At 70.2% G+C, this 22,324-nt stretch carries 23 protein-coding genes; 12 read left to right on the top strand and 11 right to left on the bottom strand.

Translation table 11 applies throughout. The features are described from left to right. Positions 1 to 75 precede the first annotated feature (75 nt). From Ato02nite_RS00545 to Ato02nite_RS00560, 4 genes are all read right to left on the bottom strand, one after another. The gene (locus Ato02nite_RS00545) at positions 76 to 486 is read right to left on the bottom strand and encodes a type II toxin-antitoxin system VapC family toxin (protein WP_213004294.1); all 411 of its coding nucleotides are present in this window, start codon (positions 484 to 486) and stop codon (positions 76 to 78) included. Further along, positions 431 to 760, bottom strand: coding sequence for a type II toxin-antitoxin system Phd/YefM family antitoxin (locus tag Ato02nite_RS00550; protein ID WP_246605920.1), 330 nt, complete (start codon positions 758 to 760; stop codon positions 431 to 433). Before Ato02nite_RS00550 ends, Ato02nite_RS00545 begins: the two co-directional genes overlap by 56 nt. A gap of 18 nt (positions 761 to 778) precedes the next feature. Further along, positions 779 to 1,069, bottom strand: coding sequence for a P-loop NTPase family protein (locus Ato02nite_RS00555; RefSeq protein ID WP_213004295.1), 291 nt, complete (start codon positions 1,067 to 1,069; stop codon positions 779 to 781). A 230-nt stretch (positions 1,070 to 1,299) separates the two neighbouring features. Continuing rightward, entirely contained in the window at positions 1,300 to 1,944 is a 645-nt protein-coding gene (locus Ato02nite_RS00560; protein WP_213004296.1) for a response regulator, read from the bottom strand. Between the two features lie 80 nt (positions 1,945 to 2,024). Here Ato02nite_RS00560 and Ato02nite_RS00565 point away from each other — a divergent pair, with 80 nt between their 5' ends. From Ato02nite_RS00565 to Ato02nite_RS00575, 3 genes are read left to right on the top strand one after another with little or no spacing between them, the layout of a single operon-like run. Continuing rightward, positions 2,025 to 3,713 (top strand): GAF domain-containing sensor histidine kinase, encoded by a 1,689-nt coding sequence (locus Ato02nite_RS00565; protein ID WP_213004297.1) that lies wholly within the window; start codon positions 2,025 to 2,027, stop codon positions 3,711 to 3,713. 52 nt (positions 3,714 to 3,765) lie between these two features. Then, on the top strand, positions 3,766 to 4,725 hold the full coding sequence (locus Ato02nite_RS00570) for an Acg family FMN-binding oxidoreductase (protein ID WP_213004298.1): 960 nt from the start codon (positions 3,766 to 3,768) through the stop codon (positions 4,723 to 4,725). A 2-nt stretch (positions 4,726 to 4,727) separates the two neighbouring features. Next, positions 4,728 to 5,699, top strand: coding sequence for an Acg family FMN-binding oxidoreductase (locus Ato02nite_RS00575; RefSeq protein ID WP_213004299.1), 972 nt, complete (start codon positions 4,728 to 4,730; stop codon positions 5,697 to 5,699). An 80-nt stretch (positions 5,700 to 5,779) separates the two neighbouring features. Here the strand turns inward: Ato02nite_RS00575 and Ato02nite_RS00580 are convergent, their stop codons facing one another. Genes Ato02nite_RS00580 through Ato02nite_RS00590 form a run of 3 tightly spaced genes read right to left on the bottom strand, consistent with a single transcriptional unit; the run spans position 5,780 to position 7,577 of the window. Further along, positions 5,780 to 6,790 (bottom strand): hypothetical protein, encoded by a 1,011-nt coding sequence (locus Ato02nite_RS00580; RefSeq protein ID WP_213004300.1) that lies wholly within the window; start codon positions 6,788 to 6,790, stop codon positions 5,780 to 5,782. 43 nt (positions 6,791 to 6,833) lie between these two features. Further along, entirely contained in the window at positions 6,834 to 7,154 is a 321-nt protein-coding gene (locus tag Ato02nite_RS00585; protein ID WP_213004301.1) for a PadR family transcriptional regulator, read from the bottom strand. A 48-nt stretch (positions 7,155 to 7,202) separates the two neighbouring features. Beyond that, positions 7,203 to 7,577, bottom strand: a complete 375-nt coding sequence (locus tag Ato02nite_RS00590; protein WP_213004302.1) for a tautomerase family protein — start codon at positions 7,575 to 7,577, stop codon at positions 7,203 to 7,205. 70 nt (positions 7,578 to 7,647) lie between these two features. Between Ato02nite_RS00590 and Ato02nite_RS00595 the strand changes: the two genes are divergently transcribed. Next, the gene (locus Ato02nite_RS00595; protein ID WP_246605921.1) at positions 7,648 to 8,103 is read left to right on the top strand and encodes a MarR family transcriptional regulator; all 456 of its coding nucleotides are present in this window, start codon (positions 7,648 to 7,650) and stop codon (positions 8,101 to 8,103) included. A gap of 15 nt (positions 8,104 to 8,118) precedes the next feature. On the opposite strand, the gene Ato02nite_RS00600 is transcribed toward Ato02nite_RS00595, so the two are convergent. Further along, positions 8,119 to 9,174: a LacI family DNA-binding transcriptional regulator gene (locus tag Ato02nite_RS00600; protein WP_213004303.1), complete on the bottom strand. Its 1,056-nt coding sequence runs from the start codon at positions 9,172 to 9,174 to the stop codon at positions 8,119 to 8,121. Positions 9,175 to 9,263: 89 nt separating this feature from the next. Between Ato02nite_RS00600 and Ato02nite_RS00605 the strand changes: the two genes are divergently transcribed. Then, positions 9,264 to 10,403, top strand: a complete 1,140-nt coding sequence (locus Ato02nite_RS00605; protein ID WP_213004304.1) for a glycoside hydrolase family 53 protein — start codon at positions 9,264 to 9,266, stop codon at positions 10,401 to 10,403. 18 nt (positions 10,404 to 10,421) lie between these two features. On the opposite strand, the gene Ato02nite_RS00610 is transcribed toward Ato02nite_RS00605, so the two are convergent. Beyond that, positions 10,422 to 11,534, bottom strand: a complete 1,113-nt coding sequence (locus Ato02nite_RS00610) for an endonuclease/exonuclease/phosphatase family protein (RefSeq protein WP_213004305.1) — start codon at positions 11,532 to 11,534, stop codon at positions 10,422 to 10,424. Continuing rightward, positions 11,535 to 11,966 carry a MarR family winged helix-turn-helix transcriptional regulator gene (locus Ato02nite_RS00615; protein WP_213004306.1) on the bottom strand — a complete coding sequence of 144 codons (432 nt, stop codon included), beginning with the start codon at positions 11,964 to 11,966 and terminating at the stop codon, positions 11,535 to 11,537. It lies immediately after the preceding gene. Positions 11,967 to 12,051: 85 nt separating this feature from the next. Between Ato02nite_RS00615 and Ato02nite_RS00620 the strand changes: the two genes are divergently transcribed. The 5 genes from Ato02nite_RS00620 to Ato02nite_RS00640 all read left to right on the top strand — a co-directional run bounded on the left by Ato02nite_RS00620 (position 12,052) and on the right by Ato02nite_RS00640 (position 17,121). After that, positions 12,052 to 12,258, top strand: a complete 207-nt coding sequence (locus Ato02nite_RS00620) for a hypothetical protein (protein WP_213004307.1) — start codon at positions 12,052 to 12,054, stop codon at positions 12,256 to 12,258. A gap of 119 nt (positions 12,259 to 12,377) precedes the next feature. After that, complete coding sequence (locus Ato02nite_RS00625) at positions 12,378 to 13,265, top strand: hypothetical protein (RefSeq protein ID WP_213004308.1); 888 nt, start codon at positions 12,378 to 12,380, stop codon at positions 13,263 to 13,265. A gap of 4 nt (positions 13,266 to 13,269) precedes the next feature. Continuing rightward, complete coding sequence (locus Ato02nite_RS00630) at positions 13,270 to 14,460, top strand: serine hydrolase domain-containing protein (protein WP_213004309.1); 1,191 nt, start codon at positions 13,270 to 13,272, stop codon at positions 14,458 to 14,460. A 615-nt stretch (positions 14,461 to 15,075) separates the two neighbouring features. Beyond that, positions 15,076 to 15,651: a hypothetical protein gene (locus Ato02nite_RS00635; RefSeq protein WP_213004310.1), complete on the top strand. Its 576-nt coding sequence runs from the start codon at positions 15,076 to 15,078 to the stop codon at positions 15,649 to 15,651. Positions 15,652 to 15,996: 345 nt separating this feature from the next. Then, positions 15,997 to 17,121, top strand: a complete 1,125-nt coding sequence (locus Ato02nite_RS00640) for a glycosyltransferase (RefSeq protein WP_213004311.1) — start codon at positions 15,997 to 15,999, stop codon at positions 17,119 to 17,121. Between the two features lie 60 nt (positions 17,122 to 17,181). Here the strand turns inward: Ato02nite_RS00640 and Ato02nite_RS00645 are convergent, their stop codons facing one another. Further along, positions 17,182 to 18,273 carry an LCP family protein gene (locus Ato02nite_RS00645; RefSeq protein ID WP_213004312.1) on the bottom strand — a complete coding sequence of 364 codons (1,092 nt, stop codon included), beginning with the start codon at positions 18,271 to 18,273 and terminating at the stop codon, positions 17,182 to 17,184. Positions 18,274 to 18,642: 369 nt separating this feature from the next. Between Ato02nite_RS00645 and Ato02nite_RS00650 the strand changes: the two genes are divergently transcribed. Beyond that, complete coding sequence (locus Ato02nite_RS00650) at positions 18,643 to 20,184, top strand: sugar transferase (RefSeq protein ID WP_246605922.1); 1,542 nt, start codon at positions 18,643 to 18,645, stop codon at positions 20,182 to 20,184. Between the two features lie 14 nt (positions 20,185 to 20,198). Continuing rightward, entirely contained in the window at positions 20,199 to 22,133 is a 1,935-nt protein-coding gene (locus Ato02nite_RS00655; protein ID WP_213004313.1) for an arabinofuranosyltransferase, read from the top strand. The last annotated feature ends 191 nt before the right edge of the window (positions 22,134 to 22,324 follow it).

Genomic DNA, 22,324 nt, shown 5'->3' on the forward strand with positions numbered 1-22,324 from the left:
TACGGCCTACGCCCCAACCACCCTCACCCATCCGGTGCGGATGCACGGTGACGGGTTCACGCCGGGCGTTTCGAATCAGTTCTGACCGGGGCTCGCGGGGGGCAGTCCCGCGGCCTTGGCGCAGTCGAGAAGACGCCGGTCATAGGTGACAAAAGCCAGAAGCGCCGAGCCTGACTCGTTGACAAGAACCTGCGCGGTAGCGAGATGGATGGCGTCGAGGCTGCGCAGCGTCGGCTCGGCAAACGCGGCTGCCGTCGCGCGGATCGTACTGTCGATCTCCAACCGGAAGAGCCGCCCGATCGCGGCGGGAACACCGACCAACGCCTGCGGTGCCGACCGTCGCAACACCCTGGGCACTTCCACCTCGACCAGCGACGAAGACACAAGCGGCGCGTCGTCATGTGCATTGAGCCAGGCGACAAGATCGGCGCTATGTGCTTCCTGGCGAACCAGCTTGACGACGGCAGCAGAGTCGAGATAGATCACCAGCGCTCCTCGTCCGCATGTCCGCGAGTGCCTCTGCCACATCCACATCCTCGTCACCGAGCTTGGGTGGAAATGGGACCGGACCACCGCCGGTGGGGGGCACGGCCCGCCCTGCGGCCACCAGTTTGGCGAGGGCCGACCGGTCGTCCCCCACCGGAACAAGTCGAGCGATCGGGTGCCCGCGATCGGTGATCTCGACGCTCTCACCGCCACTCACTCGAGCCAGTACTTGGCTCGTGTTCTGGTTCAGCTCGCGAACACCGATGCGCTCCATGTGAAGCAGTGGAGAACATTACGTTCTACACAGCCAGGGAGCGGGGAGCGGCTCGGCAGCCATCGGGCTCAGCGGAGCGATTGCCGCCTCCCCGAGGGTCACCACCCGGTCGACGTCGGCGGCGATGCCGGGGCGGTGGGTGATCAGCAGGGCCGTGCGGTCGCCGGCGGCGGAAAGCAGGTCGCGGGTCAGCGCGGCCGCCGTCTCGTCGTCGAGGTGCTCGGTTGGCTCGTCGAGGATCAGCACCTCGAAGCCGGCCAGCAGCGCGCGGGCCGGCGCCGGCCGCCGCTCACCGCCGGAGAGCTCCATGCCGTGTTCCCCCACCGCCGTCTCCAGGCCGGCCGACCAGCGCGACCCGGTCCCCCGGCGCGAGGGTGCAGTCGAATTTGTCCAGCACCGGCCGGCCCGGCACCCAGGCCGCACGGATCCTTTCGAAAGATTCGCCCCCGATCCTTTCGATCTATCCGTCCTGCCGGGCAGGGTCTGAAGTCCCCCATCCGACCGCCCCGCCCGCCATCCTTGACCGGACTGAAGTCCCTTCAGCCTGTCCGGTGGTCCCCCAGCAGCCGGGTGGCGAGGACCGCAGCCTGCGTGCGCCGCTCCAAGCCGAGCTTCGCGAGCAGGCTGGACACGTAGTTCTTCACCGTTTTCTCGGCCAGGAACATCCGGGACGCGATCTCCCGGTTGGTCAGGCCCTCGGCGATGAACTCGAGGATGCGGCGTTCCTGGTCGGTCAGCCCGGCCAGCTCGCGCGGCGCCTCCACGCCGTTGCGGATGCGCTCGAGGACGCGCTGGGTGATCGCCGGGTCGAGCAGCGACTGTCCCTCGGCGACCCGGCGCACCGCGTCGACCAGGTCGGTGCCGCGGATCTGCTTCAGCACATAACCGGAGGCACCCGCCATGATCGCGGCGAACAGGGCCTCGTCGTCCTCGTAGGAGGTGAGGATCAGGCCCTTGATCGACGAGTCGATGGCCCGGACGTCACGGCACACGTCGATGCCGTTGCCGTCGGGCAGCCGGGCGTCCAGCACGGCCACGTCGGGACGGAGCGCGGGGATGCGCCGGGCGGCCTCCTGGGCCGAGCCGGACTCGCCCACGACCTCGATGTCACCGTCGGCTTGCAGCAGGTCGACAAGGCCCCGGCGGACTACTTCGTGGTCGTCGAGCAGAAAGACTCTGATCATGACTCGTTCCTATCGGAAGTTATCCACAGGTTCCAAGTGCCGAAGGTCCCGTCACCCGCCTGGCCGCTAGCCTGTGCGGCATGTCGTCGGAACCGCCTTCGCTGGGGCTGGGCCCACTCTCCCGGGTCCGCCTGGACGAACTATTGCATGAGTTGCTCGACCGGGTCGGCGATGTCATGGCCAGCCGCGAGCGGCTTCGAGCCCTGCTCGACGCCGTCGTCGGCATCGGCACCGATCTCGACCTCCGCAGCACCCTGCAGCGCATCGTCGAGGCCGCCTGCGCGCTGGCCGGCGCGAAATACGGCGCCCTCGGGGTGATCGGCGCCGACCGCAACGACCTGGTCGACTTCATCACCCACGGCATCGATCCGGCGGAACACGCCACGATCGGCGACCTGCCGCACGGGCGAGGCGTGCTGGGCCTGCTCATCACCGACCCGCACCCGGTGCGACTGCCCGACATCACCGAACACCCCCAGTCGTACGGTTTTCCCGCGCACCATCCGCCGATGCACAGCTTCCTCGGTGTCCCTGTGCGCACCCGCGACCAGATCTTCGGCAACCTCTACCTGGCCGAGAAGAAGGGCGCCGCCGAGTTCAGCCAGGACGACGAGGAGATCGTGGTCGCGCTGGCCGCCGCGGCCGGCGTGGCCATCGACAACGCCCGGCTCTACGCCATCGCCCAGCGCCGGGAGCGCTGGCTCGCCGCCACCGCCGAGATCACCGGTGTGCTGCTCGGCGAGGTCCGCAGCAACGACGCGCTGCGCCTGATCGCCCGGCGCGCCCGCGAGGTGTCCGGCGCCGAGCTGGTCATGGTCCTGCTGCTCGACGAGGAGAACAGCCGCTACATCATCGAGGTGGCCGACGGCCTGGACGGCCTGGACGGCCGGTCGGTCTCGGTCGACCCGGAGGTCTCCGCCGAGCTGGGCACCGAGAAATACCGGATCGTGGAGGAGCTCTACGAGATCACCGAGTGGCCGGACGCCGTGCCCTCGACCCGGGCCCTGGCCGCCCCGCTCAGCACCGCGCAGGGCCTGCGCGGCGTGCTGATCGTCACCCAGCCGCCCGACCGGATCGTCGACGAGGAGGAGGCGGTGCTGCTCTCCACCTTCGCCGGCCAGGCCGCCCTCGCCCTGGAGCGGGCCCGCGCCCAGGAGGAGCGGGAGCAGTTCGCGGTCCTCGAGGACCGCGAGCGCATCGCCCGCGACCTGCACGACGTCGTCATCCAGCGACTGTTCGCCACCGGCATGCAGCTGCAGGGCGCGGTGCCGCACGCGGCCCGGCCGGAAGCGGTCAAACGGATCAACGCGGCCGTCGACGACCTGGACGCGACGATCCGCGACATCCGCCGCTCGATCTTCGAGCTGCGCACCCCGTCCGGCCCGTCGCTGCGCACCGAGCTGCGCGAGGCGGTCGAGGCCGCGGCCACCACGCTCGGTTTCCGCCCGGTGCTCGACACGGTCGGCCCGGTCGACAGCGCCATCCCCGACGACATCGTCCCCGAGCTGATGGCCGTCCTGCGCGAGGCGCTGTCCAACGTCGCCCGGCACGCGCGGGCCACCAGCGTCCGGGTGACGGTGCACGCCACCGGCGACGAGGTGGTGCTGCGGATCGAGGACGACGGCGTCGGCGCCGACCCCGCACAGGCCCGCGGCGGCATCGTGAACATGATCGACCGCGCCGGTGACCTGGGCGGGGAGTTCGAGATCGGGTCCGGCCCGGGTGGTCGGGGCACGGTGGCGACCTGGCGCGCGCCCGTCACCGGCTGATCCGGGACCTTCGGCCCTGACCGGCCGGGCCGCCGCGCGGCACTGTGGTCACATGACAGCACTGGAAGACGCCGCCCGCGCCGCTCAGCACGCCCCCTCGGTCTTCAACACCCAGCCATGGTCGTGGCGGGTCACGGGCGACACCATGGATCTGTTCGCCGACGTGAGCCGCCGGCTCGACACCGTCGACCGCGACGGCCGGCTCCTGCTGCTGAGCTGCGGTGCCGCTCTCCACCACGCCCGTGTCACGCTGGCCGCGGCCGGTCACCCGGCCGTCGTCGAGCGCATCCCCGACCCGGCCCGGCCCGAGCTGCTGGCCCGGGTGCGGCTCGGCGAGCCGGCCGCACCCGACGCCGAGGCCCAGCGCCTCGCCGACGCCATCACCATCAGGCGCACCGATCGGCGCGCGTTCGGCCCCCGGCCGGTCCCCGAGGAAGAGTTGACCGCCCTGCGCCGCCTGGTCGAGGCCGAGGGTGCCTATCTCCACGTCGTGCGCCCCGAGCAGCTCCCGGAGCTGGCCGTGACGGCCGAGCTGGCGGCCCGTGCCGAGCAGGCCGACCCGGCCTACCGCGCCGAGCTCGGCCGCTGGACCAGCCGCCCCGATTTCGCCGGCGACGGCGTGCCCGCCACCACCGCGGTGCGTGACGAGCTTCGCCGCGTGCCGGTCCGCGACTTCGCCCCCGACGGCGACGCCGGTCTCGACGCCGGCACCGAGCACGACCAGGGCGCGGCCTACGTGGTGCTGTTCGGCACCAGCGACGAGCCCGCCGACCTGCTGCGCGGCGGCGAGGCGCTGTCCGCCCTGCTGCTGCGGGCCACCGCCGACGGGCTGTCCACCGCGCCGCTCAGCGACGCCATCGAGGTCGAGTGGCCGCGCAACCTGCTGCGCGGCATGCTCGCCGGCCTCGGCGACCCCTACCTCGTGGTCCGCCTCGGTTACCTGCCCGCCAACGTCCCGCTGCCCCGCGCCCCGCGCCGGGACCCGCGCGACGTGATCACCCTCGTGGAGTAATCATGGACGCCTACAACCAGGCCGACCTGCACCTCGCGGCCGCCGCCGCGGTCCGCGCGCCGTCGCTGCACAACAGTCAGCCGTGGCTGTTCCGCCTGTCCGGCGGTGCGGTCGAGATAGTGGCCGATCCGGCCCGCCGGTTGCCGTCGGTCGACCGGACGGGCTGGGCGGCCCGCATCGCCTGTGGGGCCGCCACCTTCAACGCTCGACTCGCACTCGCGGTGGCCGGGCGCCCAGCGGCGGTGCATCTGCACCCCGACCCGCGTGAGCCGGGCCTGATCGCGCGGCTCACGCCCGCCACGGCGCGCCCGCCGACATACGCGGAGGTGGAGCTGTTCGACGCGATCCCCCGCCGGCACAGCAACCGCCAGCCGTTCTGGCCCGACCCGGTGCCCACCGATGTCCGGGTCCGCCTGCTGGAGGCGGCCCGCACCGAGAGCAGCTGGCTGGCCCTGCTGGTCGGCACGGTCGCGGTGGCCGGTTTCTCCGAGATCGCCACCAGCGCCGACCGGGTGCTGCGCCGCGACACCACCTACCAGGCCGAGATGCAGGCGTGGCGGCACGCCGTCCCCGACTACGCCCGGGCGCCGAAGGCCGAGCCGCAGGACCTCCTGCCGCAGCGTTTCTTCAACGAGCGCCACCGCGCGCCCGGCCACGACTACGAGCCGGAACCGCTGATCGGCATCCTCGGCGTGCCCGGCGACAGCTCCACCGACCAGAGCAACGCCGGCCAGGCCATGCAGAAAGTCCTGCTCACCGCGACCGCGTCCGGCCTCGACACATCGCTGATCAGCCAGCCGATCGAGGTGCCGACGGCCCGCGACCAGCTGCGCCGCGCCCTGGGCCGCCCCGGCCACCCGCAGATCGCCATCCGCTTCGGCTACGGCACTCCCGGCCACGCCACCCCGCGCCGCGAGGTGTCCGAGGTCCTCACCGACTCCGGGACTTTGGTCCCGGGCATTCCAGGAGCTTAGGCCCGGGTGGAAGAGGCCTGGGCCGCGTCTGGGCCAAGCTCCCGATCATCCAGAAGAACCGCTGGCTGATCCGAACCACCTCACCGATGCCCGACGCCGGGCGCCGTTGAAGCCCCGCCGAGCCAGCCGGCCCGGACCGCCGGCCGGCGGCGCGCCACGGTCGCGGCGGCGACGATGGCGAGCAGGCCGGTGATCGTGCAAATCAACGTGAGTGTTCCGCCGTGCGAGGTGTCCACGTTGCCCGGGTGGGGCGAGCCGTGCGGGTAGACCATCACCTCGTACGCCTCCCGGTAGAACTCGTAGGCCAGCAGCGTGGCGGCGGCGAGGCCGGCCGTGGCCAGGGCCGTCGCGAGCCGGCGGCGAGCGAGCGCGGCCACCAGGAGCCAGCCGGCGAGCAGGCCGGCGACGATCCCGGTGACGGTCAGCGGTCGCAGCACAGCGGGCTCGACGGGCCACACGGTGACGCGGTAGGTGGCCATGCCGGTGTAGGGGGAGCCGGTTACTACCCGGGCTTCGCCGTGCATCTTCAGCCCGTCGCTGGTCGCCGTCCAGACGCCGAACGTCGTCGGGACGCCGGTGTCCATGTCCTCGCGGGGCATGGTGCTGGCGGCGGTCTCCTGGAATTCCGTGATCTGCCACCCGGCGCCGGTCAGCGTGTCTCGCACCCGGGAGGCCGACCAGTCCGCGGTGCCGTCGGCCAGGATCGGGACGTTCGATCCCTGCTGCGCCGACGTGTCGTGGAAGAGGACGGTGCCGGTGGATATGCCGGTCAGGGTGGCGTTGAGGGCGAGCAGCTCCCGGTCGGAGGGGATGGCGGCCGCCGTCCGCCAGGCGATCCAGGTGCCGGCCGCGGCGCCGAAGCCACCCAGCACGACCGCGGCGAGCAGGGCGGCCACCCAGGCGAGCGGGCGCCGGGCGGGCAGTTTGAAGCGCTGCCGCAGGCCGGAGAGGACCAGGTGGAGACCGGGCCGGCGGCCGTCCTCGGCCATCTCCAGCAGGGTGGTGAGGATCTCGGTGCCGCGGTGGTCGCGGTAGGACCGAGGGTAGGCCCGGAGCAGCCGCCGGTAGTGGCGTTCGTCGCGGCTGGTCACAGCCCACCCCCGAACGCGAGCCGCAGCCGGTAGACCTGGGTGGTCACAACGCTCCCCCGAACGCGAGCCGCAGCCGGGTGGCGGCCGCGTCGGCGTTGCGCCGCAGCCGGTGCACCTGGGCGGTGAGGGCCGCGGCCCCGGACTCGGTGAGCCGGTAGTAGCGCCGGAGCCGCCCGTCGACCGCCTCCTCGTGGTCGATCTCGACGAGGCCCTGCTCGGTGAGCCGGTCGAGCGCGCCGTAGAGGGTGCCGGGCCGCAGCACGACCTCCCCCTGGGAGAGCTGCTCGACGGCTCGGATCACGCCGTATCCATGGGTCGGCTGGGCCGCGAGGGCGGTGAGAATCAGAAACGTCGGCTCCTGCATGACCACCGACGCTACCTCAGCCGACATATAACGCCAAGCGTTATATGCTCAGCCGGCGATGGAGTAGGTCCGGCCATCGGACTCGCCCACGAACTGGACGACCGTCGCCGCCCGCACCTGCTCGCCGACCACACCGGCCACCGCGTCGGCGATGGCGGCCGTGAGCCGGCCCAGCACGTCGGTCGCGTCGGGGCGGTCGAGGACCGTCGCCCGGATGCCGAACGTGACCTGCGGGGCCGGTGCCTCGGCGACCCGGCCGCCGATCCCCCACCGCCCGGCCGGCACGCCCACGAGCAGGACCTCCACGCTCTCCCGGACCCATTCGCCGTAGACCGCGACGACGGCATCGGTGAGCCCCGCGATCAACTCGGCCTCCCGCCCGCCGAGATCGCTCTCCAGCGCATGCACGGTGAGATGAGGCATGCCGCCCTCCCCTAGAATACCTTTGACGACAAACAGCCTTTGACATCAAAGCTATTCGGGAGGCCGCCGGGTGTCAACGCCCGCCCCCGCGGACGACGCCGTCCGCGAGCTGATCATGCTGCTGCCCCGCCTGGTGGGCCGGGCCAAGCGCATCACCCCGCCCGCCGAGCTGCAGGGCCTCGACCTGGCCCCGCGCCACCGCTCGCTGCTCTCCCTGCTGCTGCTGGACGGCCCGCAGACGGTCTCCGAGCTGGCCGCCCGCCTGCAGGTCGCCCCCACCACGGTGAGCCTGCTGATCGGCGACCTGAGCCGCAAGAACATCCTGGTCCGCCGCGAGGACGACGAGGACCGCCGCCGCCGGATAGTCGACATCGCCCCGGAAGCCCGCGAGCCGATCTCCCGGTGGCTGTCCCCGTTCGCGGAGGCCTGGCGCGGCGCGCTGGCCCCGCTCTCCCCGGCCGAGCGGCAACTGGTCGTCGACACCCTGCTGGCCTACGAGGCCGCGGTCGCCGACACCATCCCGTGAGCGCTCACGGCGCTTTCAGGCCGAGTCGCGGCGCACCAGGGACGTAGGCAGCACCCGGGAGGACGGGTGCCGGCCGGCGATCAGTTCCAGCAGCACCTCGACCAGCTCGGCCGCCACCTGCGACAGCGGCTGGCGGATCGTGGTCAGCGGGGGCATGGTGGCCGAGGCGATGGCCGAGTCGTCGAAGCCGCCCACCAGCACATCGCCGGGCACCCGGCGTCCGGCAGCGTGCAACGCCTGCAGCGCACCCACCGCCAGCAGGTCGGACGCCACGAAGACCGCGTCCAGGTCGGGAAAACCGTGCAGCAGCTGGTCCATCGCGGCCCGGCCGGCCTCGATGCCGTACGCCTCGGCCCGCACGATCGCCCCGTCCGGAACCGCCCCGCCCAGCACGTCCCGGAAACCGGCCAGGCGCTCCACCCCGCCGGGCGTGTCGGCCGGGCCGGCCACCGTGGCGAGCCGCCGCGCGCCGCGATCCAGCAGGTACTGCGTCATCAGCCGGGCACCGCCCCGGTCGTCGGCCGCCACGTAGGGCATCAACGGCCCCGTAGCCGGCGCACGACCGCAAATGACCACCGGCACCCCGGTCCCGTGCAGCGCCGCCGCGAGCGGGTCACCGTCGTGCATGGACACCAGCAGCACCCCGTCCACGTGCCCGCCCCGGGCGAAGTGCAGCACCCGCTCGCGCTCGTCGGGGTTCCCGGCCAGCATCAGCATCAGCCCCCGGCCCTGGGCACCGAGCAGCGCGGTGCAGGTGCGCATGAGACCGCCCAGCACCGGGTCCTCGAAGAGCCGGTCGGGCGGCTCGGACAGCACGAACGCGACCGCTCCCGATCGCCGGGTGACGAGGCTCCGCGCGCTCTCGTTGACCACATAGCCGGTCTGCCGCATGGCCTCCCGCACGGCGGCCAGCGATGCCGAGCTGACGTGAGTGGCGCCGTTGAGCACCCGGGACACGGTGCCGCGGGAAACGCCGGCGATCTCGGCGACGTCCTCCATGGTGGGACCACGGCGCTGGGCCCGCCGGGCCGCACCGCGCGACTTGGGGTGGGCGGGCGCGTCGTCGGACATCGGTGCACGATAACGCGCCCTTGACAGGAAACGTAGCGCCGGGCACCGTGAGCGCTCACAGTCTCCTTCGGACCGAGGAGCTCTTCACTATGTCGTCGTCCTCCATCACCCGCCGCGGGCTGCTCGCCGGCGCCGGCGGTCTCGCGTTGTCCACCCTCCTGCCGTCGGTGGCGGAAGCGCACGGAAGATCCACCACCCTTTCCGTACGCGGCGCCGACCTCTCGTTCCTCCCCCAGCTCGAGGAAGCCGGCGTCCGCTACCGCGACCTGGCCGGCCGGGTGCGCCCGGCCGAGCGGATCTTCGCCGCGGCCGGCGCCAACTACATCCGCCTGCGCGTCTGGGTCGACCCGCCCGACGGTTACAGCGACAAGGCCCGCGCTCTCCACCTGGCGCGGCGGGCCAAGCGGGCGGGCCTGAAGATCCTGCTCGACCCGCACTACAGCGACTTCTGGGCCGACCCGGGCAAGCAGCCGATCCCGGCGAGCTGGCCCACCGACCTGCCCGGCCTGCTCAAGAAGATCCGCTCCTACACCCGCGAGCTGGTGCGCGACTTCGCCCGGCAGGGCACGCCGATCGACATGATCCAGATCGGCAACGAGATCACCAACGGCATCCTGTGGCCGGCCGGCCAGCTCTACCTCCCGGACGGCACCCAGCAGTGGCTGGCCTTCACCGACCTGCTCAAGGCCGGGCGCCGGGGCGCACTCGAGGGCCAGCCCGACGCCAAGATCGTGCTGCACATCGACCGGGGCGGGAAGCTCGGCGACACCCGCTGGTTCTTCGACAACATCACCGGCTACGAGGTGCCGTTCGACATCATCGGCCAGTCGTACTACCCGATGTGGCACGGTTCGCTGGCCGAGCTGCAGGCCAACCTGATCGACTCGGAGCAGCGCTACGACAAGCCGGTACTGATCGCCGAGCTGGCCTATCCGTGGACGTTCGAGGACGGCGACGGCCGGGGCAACATCGTCGGGGCGGACACGGTGCTGCCCGACGCGGACCGGTTCCCGGCGACCCCGGCCGGCCAGGCCGGGTTCTACGAGGCCGTCCGCGACGTGCTGAAGCAGGTGCCGGACGGGCGCGGCCTGGGCTTCCTGGCCTGGGAACCGGAGTGGATCCCGGGCGTGGGCTGGCAGCCGGGCGCGGAGGCGTCCAACGACAACCTGACCCAGTTCGACTTCACCGGCCGGGCTCTGCCGTCGATCAGGGCGTACCGGCGGCCGTGACGAAGGCGCCGGCGAGGATCACGCCAGAGCCAGATCCGCGTAGATCGCGGCGTGATCCGAGCCGGCGTGCACGGCGCTCGTCATCGACGAGTAGATCGGCCACAGCGTGCCCCGCCGGCCACCCCACACCCCACGGCGGAAGATGCCACCCCCGGTGGCGACGGCCCACAGCGCCGGCGAGAGCAGGACGTAGTCGAGCTTGTTGCGAGCCGTGCAATACCCGTACGTCCCGGGCCGTCCGTCGTCGTCGAAGCCCGGATGGGCGGAGATGTCCCGCAGGTCGGTGCCGGCCAGCAGCGGCCGCAGGGGTTCGCTGTCCGGCGTGTCGTTGAGGTCTCCGACCACCACGACGTGCGCGATCCCGTCGGCCACCAGCTCCCGGTAGATGTCGGCGACCCGGGCCGCCTGGCGGAGGCGGATGGCGTCCGAGGCGACCTTCCCGCCGTACCCCTTGCTCTTGAAATGATTGACCAGCACGGCGACCCGGACCCCCGCCGGGGTCCGGAAATGGTATTCCGCGCAGTCGCGGCTGAAGACCCGCCCGACATGATCCACATCGTCGACGTGGCTGCGCTGCGCGACCAGCGGAAACCCGCGTGCGGCCAGCACGCCCACGTCGATGCCGCGCTCGTCGTTGCCGTCCACCACCATGACGTGCGGGTAGCGCGGCCGCCCGTCCACCACCAGCCCGGCGTCGGCGAAGCGCTTGAGCGCGAAGCGGCTCTCCGCCTCGATCACCCCGACGATGTCGGCGCCGACGTCGGCGAGCACCCGCGCGGTGTGGCTGAGTGCCAGTTCGTCGCAGCGGTCGGTGGTCAGCTCGACCCAGCCGATCCAGTCGGCCCGCCCGCCCGCGACGACCGTGACGCCGCCGTCCCGGGAGCGCCGCAGCAGCCGCCCGCGATTTTGCCGCAGCCTCGCGAATTTTGCCTGGTCAGCCCGGCGCAGGCCGAGTTTTCCCAGCTCGCGGAGGATCTCCCGCTGGATCTCCGCGGTGTAGACGACCTCTTCGAGCAAAGAGCAAATTCTTTGGTACGCCTCCAGCACCGGCCGTCCCATCGACCAGGTGCGCTGGTCGAGGGCGCGGGCACGGTTGAAGAGGTTCTCGACGTTGAAGGCCGCGACCCGCATCTATTGGGCCGCCGCGATGACCCGGGTGAGCGCGGCGTGCAACGTGCGCAGGTCCTCGATCGGCATGCCCAGCCGCTGGACGACCGCCGGCGGGATCTTCTCGGCCTGGGTGCGCAGCGCGCGGCCGCTGTCGGTGAGCGTGATGGCGAGGCTGCGCTCGTCGCCGGCCTTGCGCTCGCGGCGCAGGTAACCGATCGCCTCCAGGCGCTTGAGCAGCGGTGACAGCGTGCCCGGGTCGAGTTGCAGCAGCTCGGAGAGGCGGCGCACGGAGACCGGCGCGTATTGCCAGAGGGCCAGCATCACGAGGTACTGCGGGTGGGTCAGGCCCATCGGCTCGAGCAGCGGGCGGTAGACGGCCACGACGCCGCGGGCGGCCACCGACAGCGCGAAGCAGACCTGCTCCTCCAGCGCGAGTGGATCCTCGTCACTCAACGGCCGTCCCCCTTCAGTTCGACCCCATCCTACCGATAGTTTGTACACCAACAGTTGGTGCACAAACTATCCTGCGGAGGTCGTCATGGCGAAGAGCCGGTTCGGGCAGTGGTTTCGCAACACGTTCCACGACTGGATGTTCCGATCGATGATCGGACCGGCGCAGACCCAGAATGCTGTGCAAGGCTGTGACGAAAGTGCCCGCCAGCAATGGAAACGAGACCTCGCGGCGCGCAAGCGCTACACCCAGGAGCAGCGCGAACGCCGCCGCCAGGAGCGTACGATCTCATAGCGTAATTGAGTGGTTACTAATAGCCATTTTTTTACATTCCTAAATGTCCAGAGTTCTAGCCTCCGAGTACTACGCACGTGCGCACTTGAGTTGGCCGGGAATCGGACAACAATCAACGCATGACGTACGGCAAGAAGGACCTGCCTTATCCTTACAGCCAGGACTTTTCCGGCATCGTCACCCGTGTGAAGGGTGTCCGGGAGTCCACCCGTGCCGCGCTCGTCAACTCACTGAAGGTCGCCTCCTACCTCAAGGCGGGGGCAAATCTGGTGGAACGAAACCTCGGAGCACCCAAGGAGGTCGCCCCGAGGAGTGACGGCCGTAAGGAGTACTGGTCGGGCTTGAACTTCTTGTCGGAGCGGGCGCTGTCCCGGGAGGTGGCCGAGTTGGAGCCGCCGTTCCTGCGCCAGCGCGGCACCGGCCCCTACCGGTCGACCTGGGCCAGCCACGACGACTACCTGAACGACCTGCTGGCCTTCCTGTTCCACGCCATGAACTACGACCCGCAGTACGGCGCCGAGCTGGAGACGCGCGGTGACTGGCTGGTCGACGACGACAGCTTCGTCGACGCCGTGCACCGCGCCGCCTTCCACGAGATCCTCGCGGTCTGCCGGATGCCGCTGTTCCGCCTGCAACTGGTCGTCTGCGCGACGGCCGACCGCAACGACGGCATCCACGACGCCATCGCCAACAACTACGCGGGCGCCCTCCAGCCCTGGATGAAGGTCTACGAGCAGACCATCGCCGCCCGCGGGTTCCGGTTGCGCAAGGGCATCACCCTGGAGCAGTTCACGAACATCCTGGCCGCGATGACCGAGGGTTTCGTGATCCGGCACCTCGGCGACCCGGCGGCCGGCGTGCTCGGCGACGGCGCCACCGACAACCTGGCCGGCATGGCGATCCTGGCCATGATGAACAGCTATCTCGAACCGGTCGATGAACCACCTGGCCCAACTCTTCGTGAACTGTTCGAAGGCGCAGCGCAACCGATCGAGCACGGGGAGTGACGAAATGACGAGCACCACGGAACGGCCCGCACCCCGCGCGGCTAAACCGCCCTCCTGGTGGGAACGCCAGGGTGACCTGCTCATGCGGCGTCCGTTCAGCGAGTTCACGTTCACCCACATGAACTGGCTGATGCCGACCGAACGGGTCCATCGGGGCGAGGTGCACCGGCCACTCCCGGCCGACCCGCACCGGCTCGACCTGACCTACCGCTTCGAGGGCCAGGACCACACCCTCGCCGAGTTGCACCGGCACACCAACACCACAGCGTTCGTGGTCATGCACCACGGCCGCATCGTCCACGAGTACTACCCCGGCATGTTCGCCGGCCCGCGCGTCCGCATGCAGCTCTTCTCGGTCTCCAAGTCGGTCACGTCGCTGCTGATCGGGATCGCCATGGCCGAGGGCGTCATCGACAGCCTCCACGACCGCGTCATCGACTACCGGAAAGACTTCCTCGGCTCCGCCTACGAAGAGGTCACCCTGGCCGAGCTGCTCACCATGACCAGTGGGGTCGGCGACCTCGAGGCGTGGGACGTGCCCGACAGCGACATCAAGCGCTTCGAGCAGGCCGCGATGGGCGGTGGCGACCTGACCGAGGTGGTGAAATCGGCCCGCCGCCGGGTTCCGGCCGGCGTGGCCTTCAACTACTCGACGCTCGACGCCCAGGTGCTGGGCTGGATCCTCGAGGCCGCCACCGGCACCACGCTGGCCGCCTACGCCGCCGACCGCCTGTGGCGGCACCTGGGCGCCGACCGGGACGCCTACTACTGGCTGACCCGGGCCCGCCCGCGCACCGCGCTCGGGGCCGGCTCGTTCAACGCCACCGCCCGCGACGTGGCCCGCCTGGGCCTGCTGATGACCCACGACGGCGTGGTCGCGGGCCGCCAGGTGGTCCCGCGCGACTGGGTCCGCCGCAGCCGCGGCAGCGACGTCCCCCACCTCGCGGTGGGCGCGCTCGGCCCGAGCGGTTACGCCCATTACGGGTACGCCAACCAGTGGTGGACCCTCGGCAGTTCCAGCTTCGACGCCTTCACGGCGTTGGGCGTCCACGGCCAATACCTCTACGTAGACCCGTCAGCCGACGTCGTCATCGTCAAGTGCAGCGCCTGGCCGACCCAGGACGACGAGCGCCGCGACCGCGAGACCATCGCCGCCCTGCGCCGCATATCCGATCACTTCGCCTGCACCCGCTGACCGCAGACCACACCCAGGTAACTCACCTTGGCTCCGCCGTGCCCATTTGCATCAGGAAGGGAGGGACAAACCGGGACCACGGCGGAAAATTGCCCAGCCCCACCCAGCGGCGACGGCATCCCATGCGCCGACCCCCCGTATGGGGTGCCGTCGCCGACCACCACGGCGACCCAGCCGCAGTGACTCGGTCGCCCGGCGTTGAACCCAATCGCAGCCTGACACGCCGCCGCGCCGGGCGACCGTCCAAAGTCCGACCCATCCGTCAGCCGGCTTGCCCAGATCCGAGCAGGCGGGTGGGTCGTCCGAACCACCACCCGCCGTCCTCGGCGAAGGGAAGAGCTGATTGCCGGCCGGCAACCTCGCGGCCGGCCGGCAATCTCCCCCCGAGTCACCCGCTCGGGGCCACCCACGACGCGACGCCGACGACCTCCACGATCGTGGCGATACAGCGGGATACCGTAAGGAATGCCAAAAATTGGGTACAAATCAGTCAAGCTTGCCATCGCCGTCGCTACCGGACTGGCACTCACGACGCCCGTGCCGGCCGTCGCATCGCCGGCCACGCCCGCCGCGCCCGGAGCGCCCGCGGCGGCATCCGCGCCCGCTCTCGCATCCGTGCCCGTCGCGTCCCGGCCGAAGCGACTGACCGCCGCGCTGCTCGCCACCACCGACCTGCCACCGGGCTACCAGCCGATGCTGGGCAGCACCGGCACCTCGATGATGGGTGACATCAGCACCGACGCCGACATCTGCGACCACCGCGTCGCCACCAGCGCCGGCATTCGCAAGTCGGAGACCGCCGGGGTCGCGTTCACCCGGACCGGCGGCGGCCCGATGCTCTTCGAGAGCCTCACGGTCACCGGCCCCCGCGCCGCCCGCGCACTCGTGGCCGGCGTCGCCTCCGCGCCCCGCCTGTGCCCCTCGGTCCTGACCAGCATCCCGTCCTCCGGCCAGCGGGCCCGCCTGCTGATCCGCCCGCTGCGCGTCCCGCGCCTGGGCGACGCCGCGGCCGGCGTGGCCTTCACGGTCACCTTCCCGGCCGTCAACCTGACCGTCCAGGGCAAAATGATCACCGTCGCCTACCGCGACGTGGCCACCACGATCATGCTGATCGGCGTCCCGCAGACCAGCCCGCGCGAGGCCACCGCCATCGCCGCGGCCGCGGTCCACAAGCTGCAGCGCATCCGCTGACCCCGGACCCACCGGCCCGGCGGCCATCCGCCGGGCCGGCGGCCATCCGCCGGGCCGGCCGGAGCGGGCGATCTCCGACCGCGGCCACAGTGGAATGGTCGGCGAAGTCACGAATGCGGATTTAACTCACCTGATCGGACACTTCGTTGACCTGCGGTATCGGCACGGTCAGCCGTGAGTGATCTTGGTTGGCTATGTCACACAGCCCGGTTGACAAACGCGAGCGACCCACGACTATTTTAGTCCCGCCATCGAGCGCGGGGATCTGCCCCGCGCGCGGACAGCTTCGGGGGGAAATGTGGGAATCGCCGGTCGATGCCGGATTTCGGGCGCCGCCTCATGACTATGCCCGACTCGACCGCACGCCTTCCGCAGCTGCCGCTGCTGGCCGGCCGTTCGGTGGCCCTGGTCCACGAGTGGTTCGGTGCCACCGGTGGCTCCGAGGCCGTCTTCCTGGCCATCGCCGACCTGCTGCCCCAGGCCGAGCGCCTGGTCCTGTGGGCCGATGAGGGGGTCGACACCGAGCGGCTGCGGCTGAGCCAGTCCTGGATGGCGAACACCCCGCTGATCAAGAGCAAGGCCCTGGCCCTGCCCGCGATGCCGCTGGTCTGGCGCACCCTCTCCAACCACAAGTTCGATGTGGTCATCTCGTCGTCGCACGCGTTCGCGCACACCGTGAAGCTGGGCGACCCCGCCGACACCCGGCACCTGAGCTACATCCACTCCCCCGCGCGCTACGTGTGGAGCCCCGACTTCGACGGGCGCGGCTCGCACCCGGCGCTCAAGGTGCCCCGCAAGGTGTTGCAGAAGGCCGACATCCGGCTCAGCCGGCACGTGCACGCCTACGCCGCGAACTCGCGCGAGGTGCAGGGCCGGATCCAGCGATTCTGGAACCGCGACTCGGTGGTGATCAATCCGCCGGTCGACGTGCCGTACTTCGCAAGCGCGCCCGCGCAGGATCAATATCAGTCACGGGAGTACCTGCTCGGCATCGGCCGCTGGATCCCGTACAAAAACTTCGACTTGATGATCGAAATCGCCGAGGCGGCCGGCCTGCCGCTGGTCATCGCCGGCTCCGGCCCGGAGGAGGAACGCCTCCGGCAGCTTGCCGCCGGCAAGCGGGTGCCCATTCATTTCGAGGTACGCCCGGAGCGCGACCGGCTGCGGCAGTTGTACTGGGGTGCCCGGGCGCTGCTGTTCCCCGCGCACGAGGACTTCGGCATCATCCCGGTCGAGGCGCAGGCGTGCGGCACCCCGGTGCTGGGGCTGCGCCGCGGCGGCCTGCTGGAGACGGTCGTCGACGGCGAGACCGGCTTCCTGCTCGACAGCCTGGAGCCGGGACCGTACGCGCAAGCCATCCGCCGCCTGCCCGAACTGGACCCGAACCGGATCCGCTGGCACGCCAACGCTTTCTCCGGCGACCGCTTCGCCGACCGGATGGCCCGCTGGATCGACGAGGCCGCTCGCTGACCGACGCGAACAGAAAATCGGCCGGGTCTGCTGACCCGGCCGATTTCGTTGGTGCTCGCGTTACTTCTCGACGCCCAGCTTCTGGATGGTCGCCGTGTCGTCCTTGCGGACCGCCTCGAACAGTGCCTTCGCCTTTGCCGTGTCGGGCAGGACCACGCTCTGGTCACCGACCCGGCCCGTGCCCTTGCTCGGGCTCGTGTAGAAGTTCAGGTTGTTGCTGCGCAGGTGCCGCAGCTGGGTGGCCATCGACAACATGTTCAGTCCCTTGTCGACGCTGACCGTGTCGGTGGTGGCGTTGAGGAACGAGTTGATCCGCGACGGGCTGGACAGGGTGCCGCTGGACGACGCCTTGTCGAGGATCGCCTTGATCACCTGCTGCTGGTGGCGGATCCGGGCGAAGTCGCCGTCCTTGAACGCGTAGCGCTCGCGGGCGTAGTCGAGGGCCTCGGCACCGTCCATCTTCTGGACGCCCTTGTCGAAGTGCCGGGTGTGGGTGGCACTGAGGGAGTGCGTCGAGGTGAACGACGTCTCCACGTCGACGGTGATGCCGCCGAGCGCGTCGACGACCTCCTTGAAGCCGGCGAAGTCGATCAGCGCCACGTGGTCGATGCGGACGTTGGTGTAGTCCTCCACGGTCTGCACCATCAGCGGGACGCCACCCCACGCGTACGCCGCGTTGATCTTCGAGTCGACACCGCCGTGCTTGCCGTCCTGCGACTTGGGGATGGAAACCCAGGAGTCACGCGGGATGGAGATCAGCTGCGCGGCGTCCTGCTTCCCGTTGAGGTGCAGCACGATGATCGTGTCGGAGCGGGAGCCGCCCTCGTTCTCCGGGTCTCGGGTGTCGCTGCCGAGCAGGAGGAAGTTGGTCGCGTCCTTGGCCGCCGCGTCCTTCTGCGGCCGGCTCGCCTCCGGGACCTCGGTGAACGCGTCGACGCGCTGCACGTTGGACTCGACATTGTGGAGGTAGAGACCCGCGCCGATGAGGCCGATGCCGACCAGGATGACCGGCACCAGGACGACGATCAGGATGATCTTCTTCCGGTTGCGCTTCTTGTGCGTCTTGGGTGCGCCACCTGGGATGTTTCCGTCGTTGCCCACGCCGATCACCTCGGTGGCATCACGGTCATAGGTCGGCTGTCTGGTCGGCATGGCAGAGATCGTACTGACCGTTGCAAGTCGCCACCGACCTTGAACAGTGCATAAACGCGCGCAAAATGAAGTTGTGAGGAATTGCATCGAGTCGACCCGGTGGACCAATTGGGGGGATTCGACAGTAGATGACCGCACTGTAAATGCTAACCAGTTTTACAAACTGGGCATAGTGGGACATCATCCGCCGCCCAGTTCGCCGATTGCGGGGCCCCGGGCCGGGTGGCGCATATCCCACGGTCCGCTCTATCATTCCCCGTCGATCGCGGTATATGAGCCGCTTTCGTAACACGGGGGAACACGATGGTGCAGACCGGCCCTACGTTCTCGGGACACTCCCCGAGGCCGTCCGACGACGGGCCATCAGACGTGCTCAGCGAACGCAACGAGTTCGACTGGTGGACGCCGACCGGGGAGCACGAGTCGATCGAGCCGATGGTCATTCCCGGTCCGAGGCGCAGCCCTGAGGATGCGGGCAAGCAGCCCGAGGAGCCGCCGACCGAGCGGCTGATCATCCCCGGCAGCAACTCCCGCTCCACAGTCGTCCTGCCGTACATTCCGTCGGCCAAGGCGTCCCGCACGCGGCCGCTGCGTGCCTGGATGCTCGCCCTGCCGATCGACCTGGTCGCCCTGCTGGCCCCGATCGCCTGGAACCAGCAGTACTGGAAGGGCGTCGCCGCGGTCGCGCTGCTGACCGTGGGCGCGTTCGCCATCGGCGGGCTCTACCGCGCCCGCCGGCACCTGAGCGTGCTCGACGAGCTCCCCTCGATCTACTTCCGGTTCCTGGCCGCGACGGCGGTGGCCGCCATCGTGATGGCCGGCCGGCACGGCTCGATCGAGTACATCGACGGCTTCCTGCGGCTGATCGCCATCTCGGGTGCGCTGCTCCTGCCGGCCCGCGCGATCAGCCGGCTGGCGGTGCTCTACGCCCGCCGCAAGCGCATCGTCGAGCACTCGGCCATCATCCTGGGCGGCGGCCCGATCGCCATCGAGCTGGCCCGCCTGCTGCGCCGCTACCCGCAGTACGGTCTGCGCTTCGCCGGCTTCGTCGACGTGCCGTCGACCGCGCACAACAAGCGCGAGAGCATGCCGCTGGTCGGCGAGCCGGAGTCGCTCGAGGAACTGGTGCGCTACACCGAGTGCGACGTGGTGATCATCGCCGACATCGACTGCTCGGAGAACCGGCTGCTGCGCGCGGTCCGGGCGCCCGGGCTGGCCCGCACCGACCTGTGGATGGTGCCGCGGCTGCGCGAGTTCCCCGGCTCGGTCGGCTCCCCCGACCACATCGGCGCCATCCCGGTCGTACCGCTGCGCCGGCCCAACCTGTCCGGCCCGAAGTGGGCGGTCAAGCGCAGCACCGACGTGTTCTTCTCCGGCCTCGCGCTGCTGCTGCTGTCGCCGATCCTGGCGTTCTGCGCGATCGGCACGCTGCTCGAGGGCGGCCCCGGCATCATCTTCAAGCAGCAGCGGATCGGCCGCTACGGCAAGCCGTTCAACGTGCTGAAGTTCCGCTCGATGCGCCCGGTCGACGACGCCGAGTCGCAGACCAACTGGAACATCGGCCACGACCCGCGGGTGGGCCCGTTCGGCAAGTTCATGCGGCGCACCTCCCTCGACGAGCTGCCCCAGCTGTGGAACATCCTGCGCGGCGACATGACCATCGTGGGCCCGCGGCCCGAGCGCCCCTACTTCGTCGACCGCTTCTCGGTCGACTTCCCGGAGTACGCGATGCGCCACCGCGTGCCGGTCGGCTTGACCGGCCTGGCCCAGGTCAGTGGCCTGCGCGGGGACACTCCGATCTCCGACCGGGCCCGGTTCGACAACTACTACATCGAGAACTGGTCGCTCTGGCTCGACGTGAAGGTCATCCTCCGAACCGTCGGCGAGGTCTTCCGCGGCGGCGGCCGGTAAGGACACACCGACGGATGGAACTCGTTGTCGACCCTCCGACGGGTGGTTTGCCGTCACTGGCTGCTATTCCTGATGACGCGGCACGTCCGGAGCCGGTTTCGGACCAGCCGCCCACCGGCGGCCCACTCCGCCGGGGCATCACCCGGGCGCGGCCACTGATATTCGCCGCGGGGGCCGCGCTCGTCGTCCTTCTCGTCCAGGCGGCAGTGGTAGCGGCGGACGCCAATCCGTACTCCGGCCGGACCCAGTACGGGCTCCGTTCCCTCCCGATCGTCGTGGCCGCCCTCGCGGTCGGCGTCGTCTGGTGGGCCCGGCGGACGGGGCGCACATGGGACGCGGACCTGCTGCCGGCCCTGTTCGGCGGCATGGGCTCGCTGACCCTTCTCATTGCGCTGCACGGCACGCCGTTCGACACGTTGGGGCTCACCGGGGACGCGACGTTCCGGCAGGAGGCGATCACCCGCTTCGCGGACACGTGGCACCTTGACGACTACACGTACAAGGGACTTCCTGCCTACTATGCGCCGGCGTTCTTCTGGGTGTCGGGGCGGGTCGCGGCGGTCGCCGGCATCACGCCCTGGCACATGCTGAAGCTGGGCACGATCGCCGTCGCGTTCGTCGCGCCGGTCCTGTCGTACCTGCTGTGGCGCCGGATCGTCTCGGCTCGCACCGCGGCGATCATCTCGGCGACTGCGCTGCTCATCCCCTGGCTGGACGAGGCATACGCCGCCATCATCGTGGTCACCTTCGTTCCGTGGTGGCTCGAGGTGGGCTTCGGCCTGACCCGCCGCGGGGTCAAGCGACTGCATCCGGTGACTCTCGGCCTGATCGGTGCGGCATTCTTTCTGTGCTATTACTACTTCTTCTTCATCATCCCGTTCGTTCTGGTGCTGCAATTCTTCGTGGCGCGCCGCGGCGGGTGGCACAGCTGGCGCGAGACCGGCCGCACCGCCGTCATCCTGGGCATCGCGGCCGCCGGCTCGGCGGTGTTCTGGGCGCCGCTCGCCTGGAGCATGCTGACCGCGCCGAATGTCGAGTCACTGAACAATCGCTGGATCGTCCTGGAGACCACCGGGCTGGCCCTGCCCTTCTTCGAGCCGTCGGTTTTCGGCGCGCTCTGCCTCATCGGCCTGGCCTTCCTGGTGGTGACGGCCAAGGAGGCACTTTCCCGGGCCCTGCTGATCCTGCTCGTCTCGCTGTACGTCTGGCAGGTCGTGGGTTTCCTGCTGTTGGCGGTCGAGAAGCCGCTGATGTCGTTCCGCATGCGAGAGCTGGTCCCGGTGGTGCTGCTGGCCGCGGCGGCGATAGCGGGTGCCCGCCTGACGAAGTACGCCACTGAACACCTCTCCCTGGACCTGGCGGGCCGGCTCGCTGCCGCCGCCGGAGTCCTTCTCGTGGTCTTCGCCGGTGACCGGTTCGTCGGCACCGTCCTGGACCGGGTCAAGGTCGCCCACAACCAGACCTTGCCGGACGGCACTCTTCCGCAGTACCACCGCGACGACGCACAGGCGTCCTCCACTCCGTCCGGCCCGATCAGTGCGGCCATCGACGGGATGTACCAGGGCGAGGGCCACCCGGTCGTGCTGACCGACCGCCTCGAGCTGATGGCCATCAAGCCGTATTACGGCTTCGTCCAGTTCAACGTGAACTACAGCCACCCGTCGAGCCAGTTCCACCCGCGCATCGCCTTCCTCCGGGAACTCGCCGCCGCGGCCACCCCGGCACAGTTCGCCGCTCTGACTGACAACAACCCCTACGACAAGATCGACGCCCTGGCTCTGGGCTCGAAGGACAAAGACGATCTGGTGTTCTCATACAGCGAGGACGCCTTCCCGTTCGGCAACGAAATCACCGAGATCACCATCCCTAAGAAGCTGATCCAGGCAAATTACTTCGACATCAAGCAGGTCGGGCCCGACCTGGTGGCGGTCCGTCGACCCGGTACCTGACCCACCCAGATGAACATCAGTGCGGCGGCCGTCCGGGCCGCCGCACTGCTCTTTGGCTCGTGCCGCGCCAGGGAGGGCCGTCTTCCTATGAACTGATCTACGTGATCGATACCGCCACACGCCAAGCCGCCGACACGCCTCTCACGAACTCTGCGGGGGTGCCCCCTATGGGGGGTCCGTAACGCGAACGG

Origin of the sequence: Paractinoplanes toevensis, assembly GCF_018332695.1 — a bacterium.
Taxonomy (GTDB): Bacteria; Actinomycetota; Actinomycetes; order Mycobacteriales; family Micromonosporaceae; genus Actinoplanes; species Actinoplanes toevensis.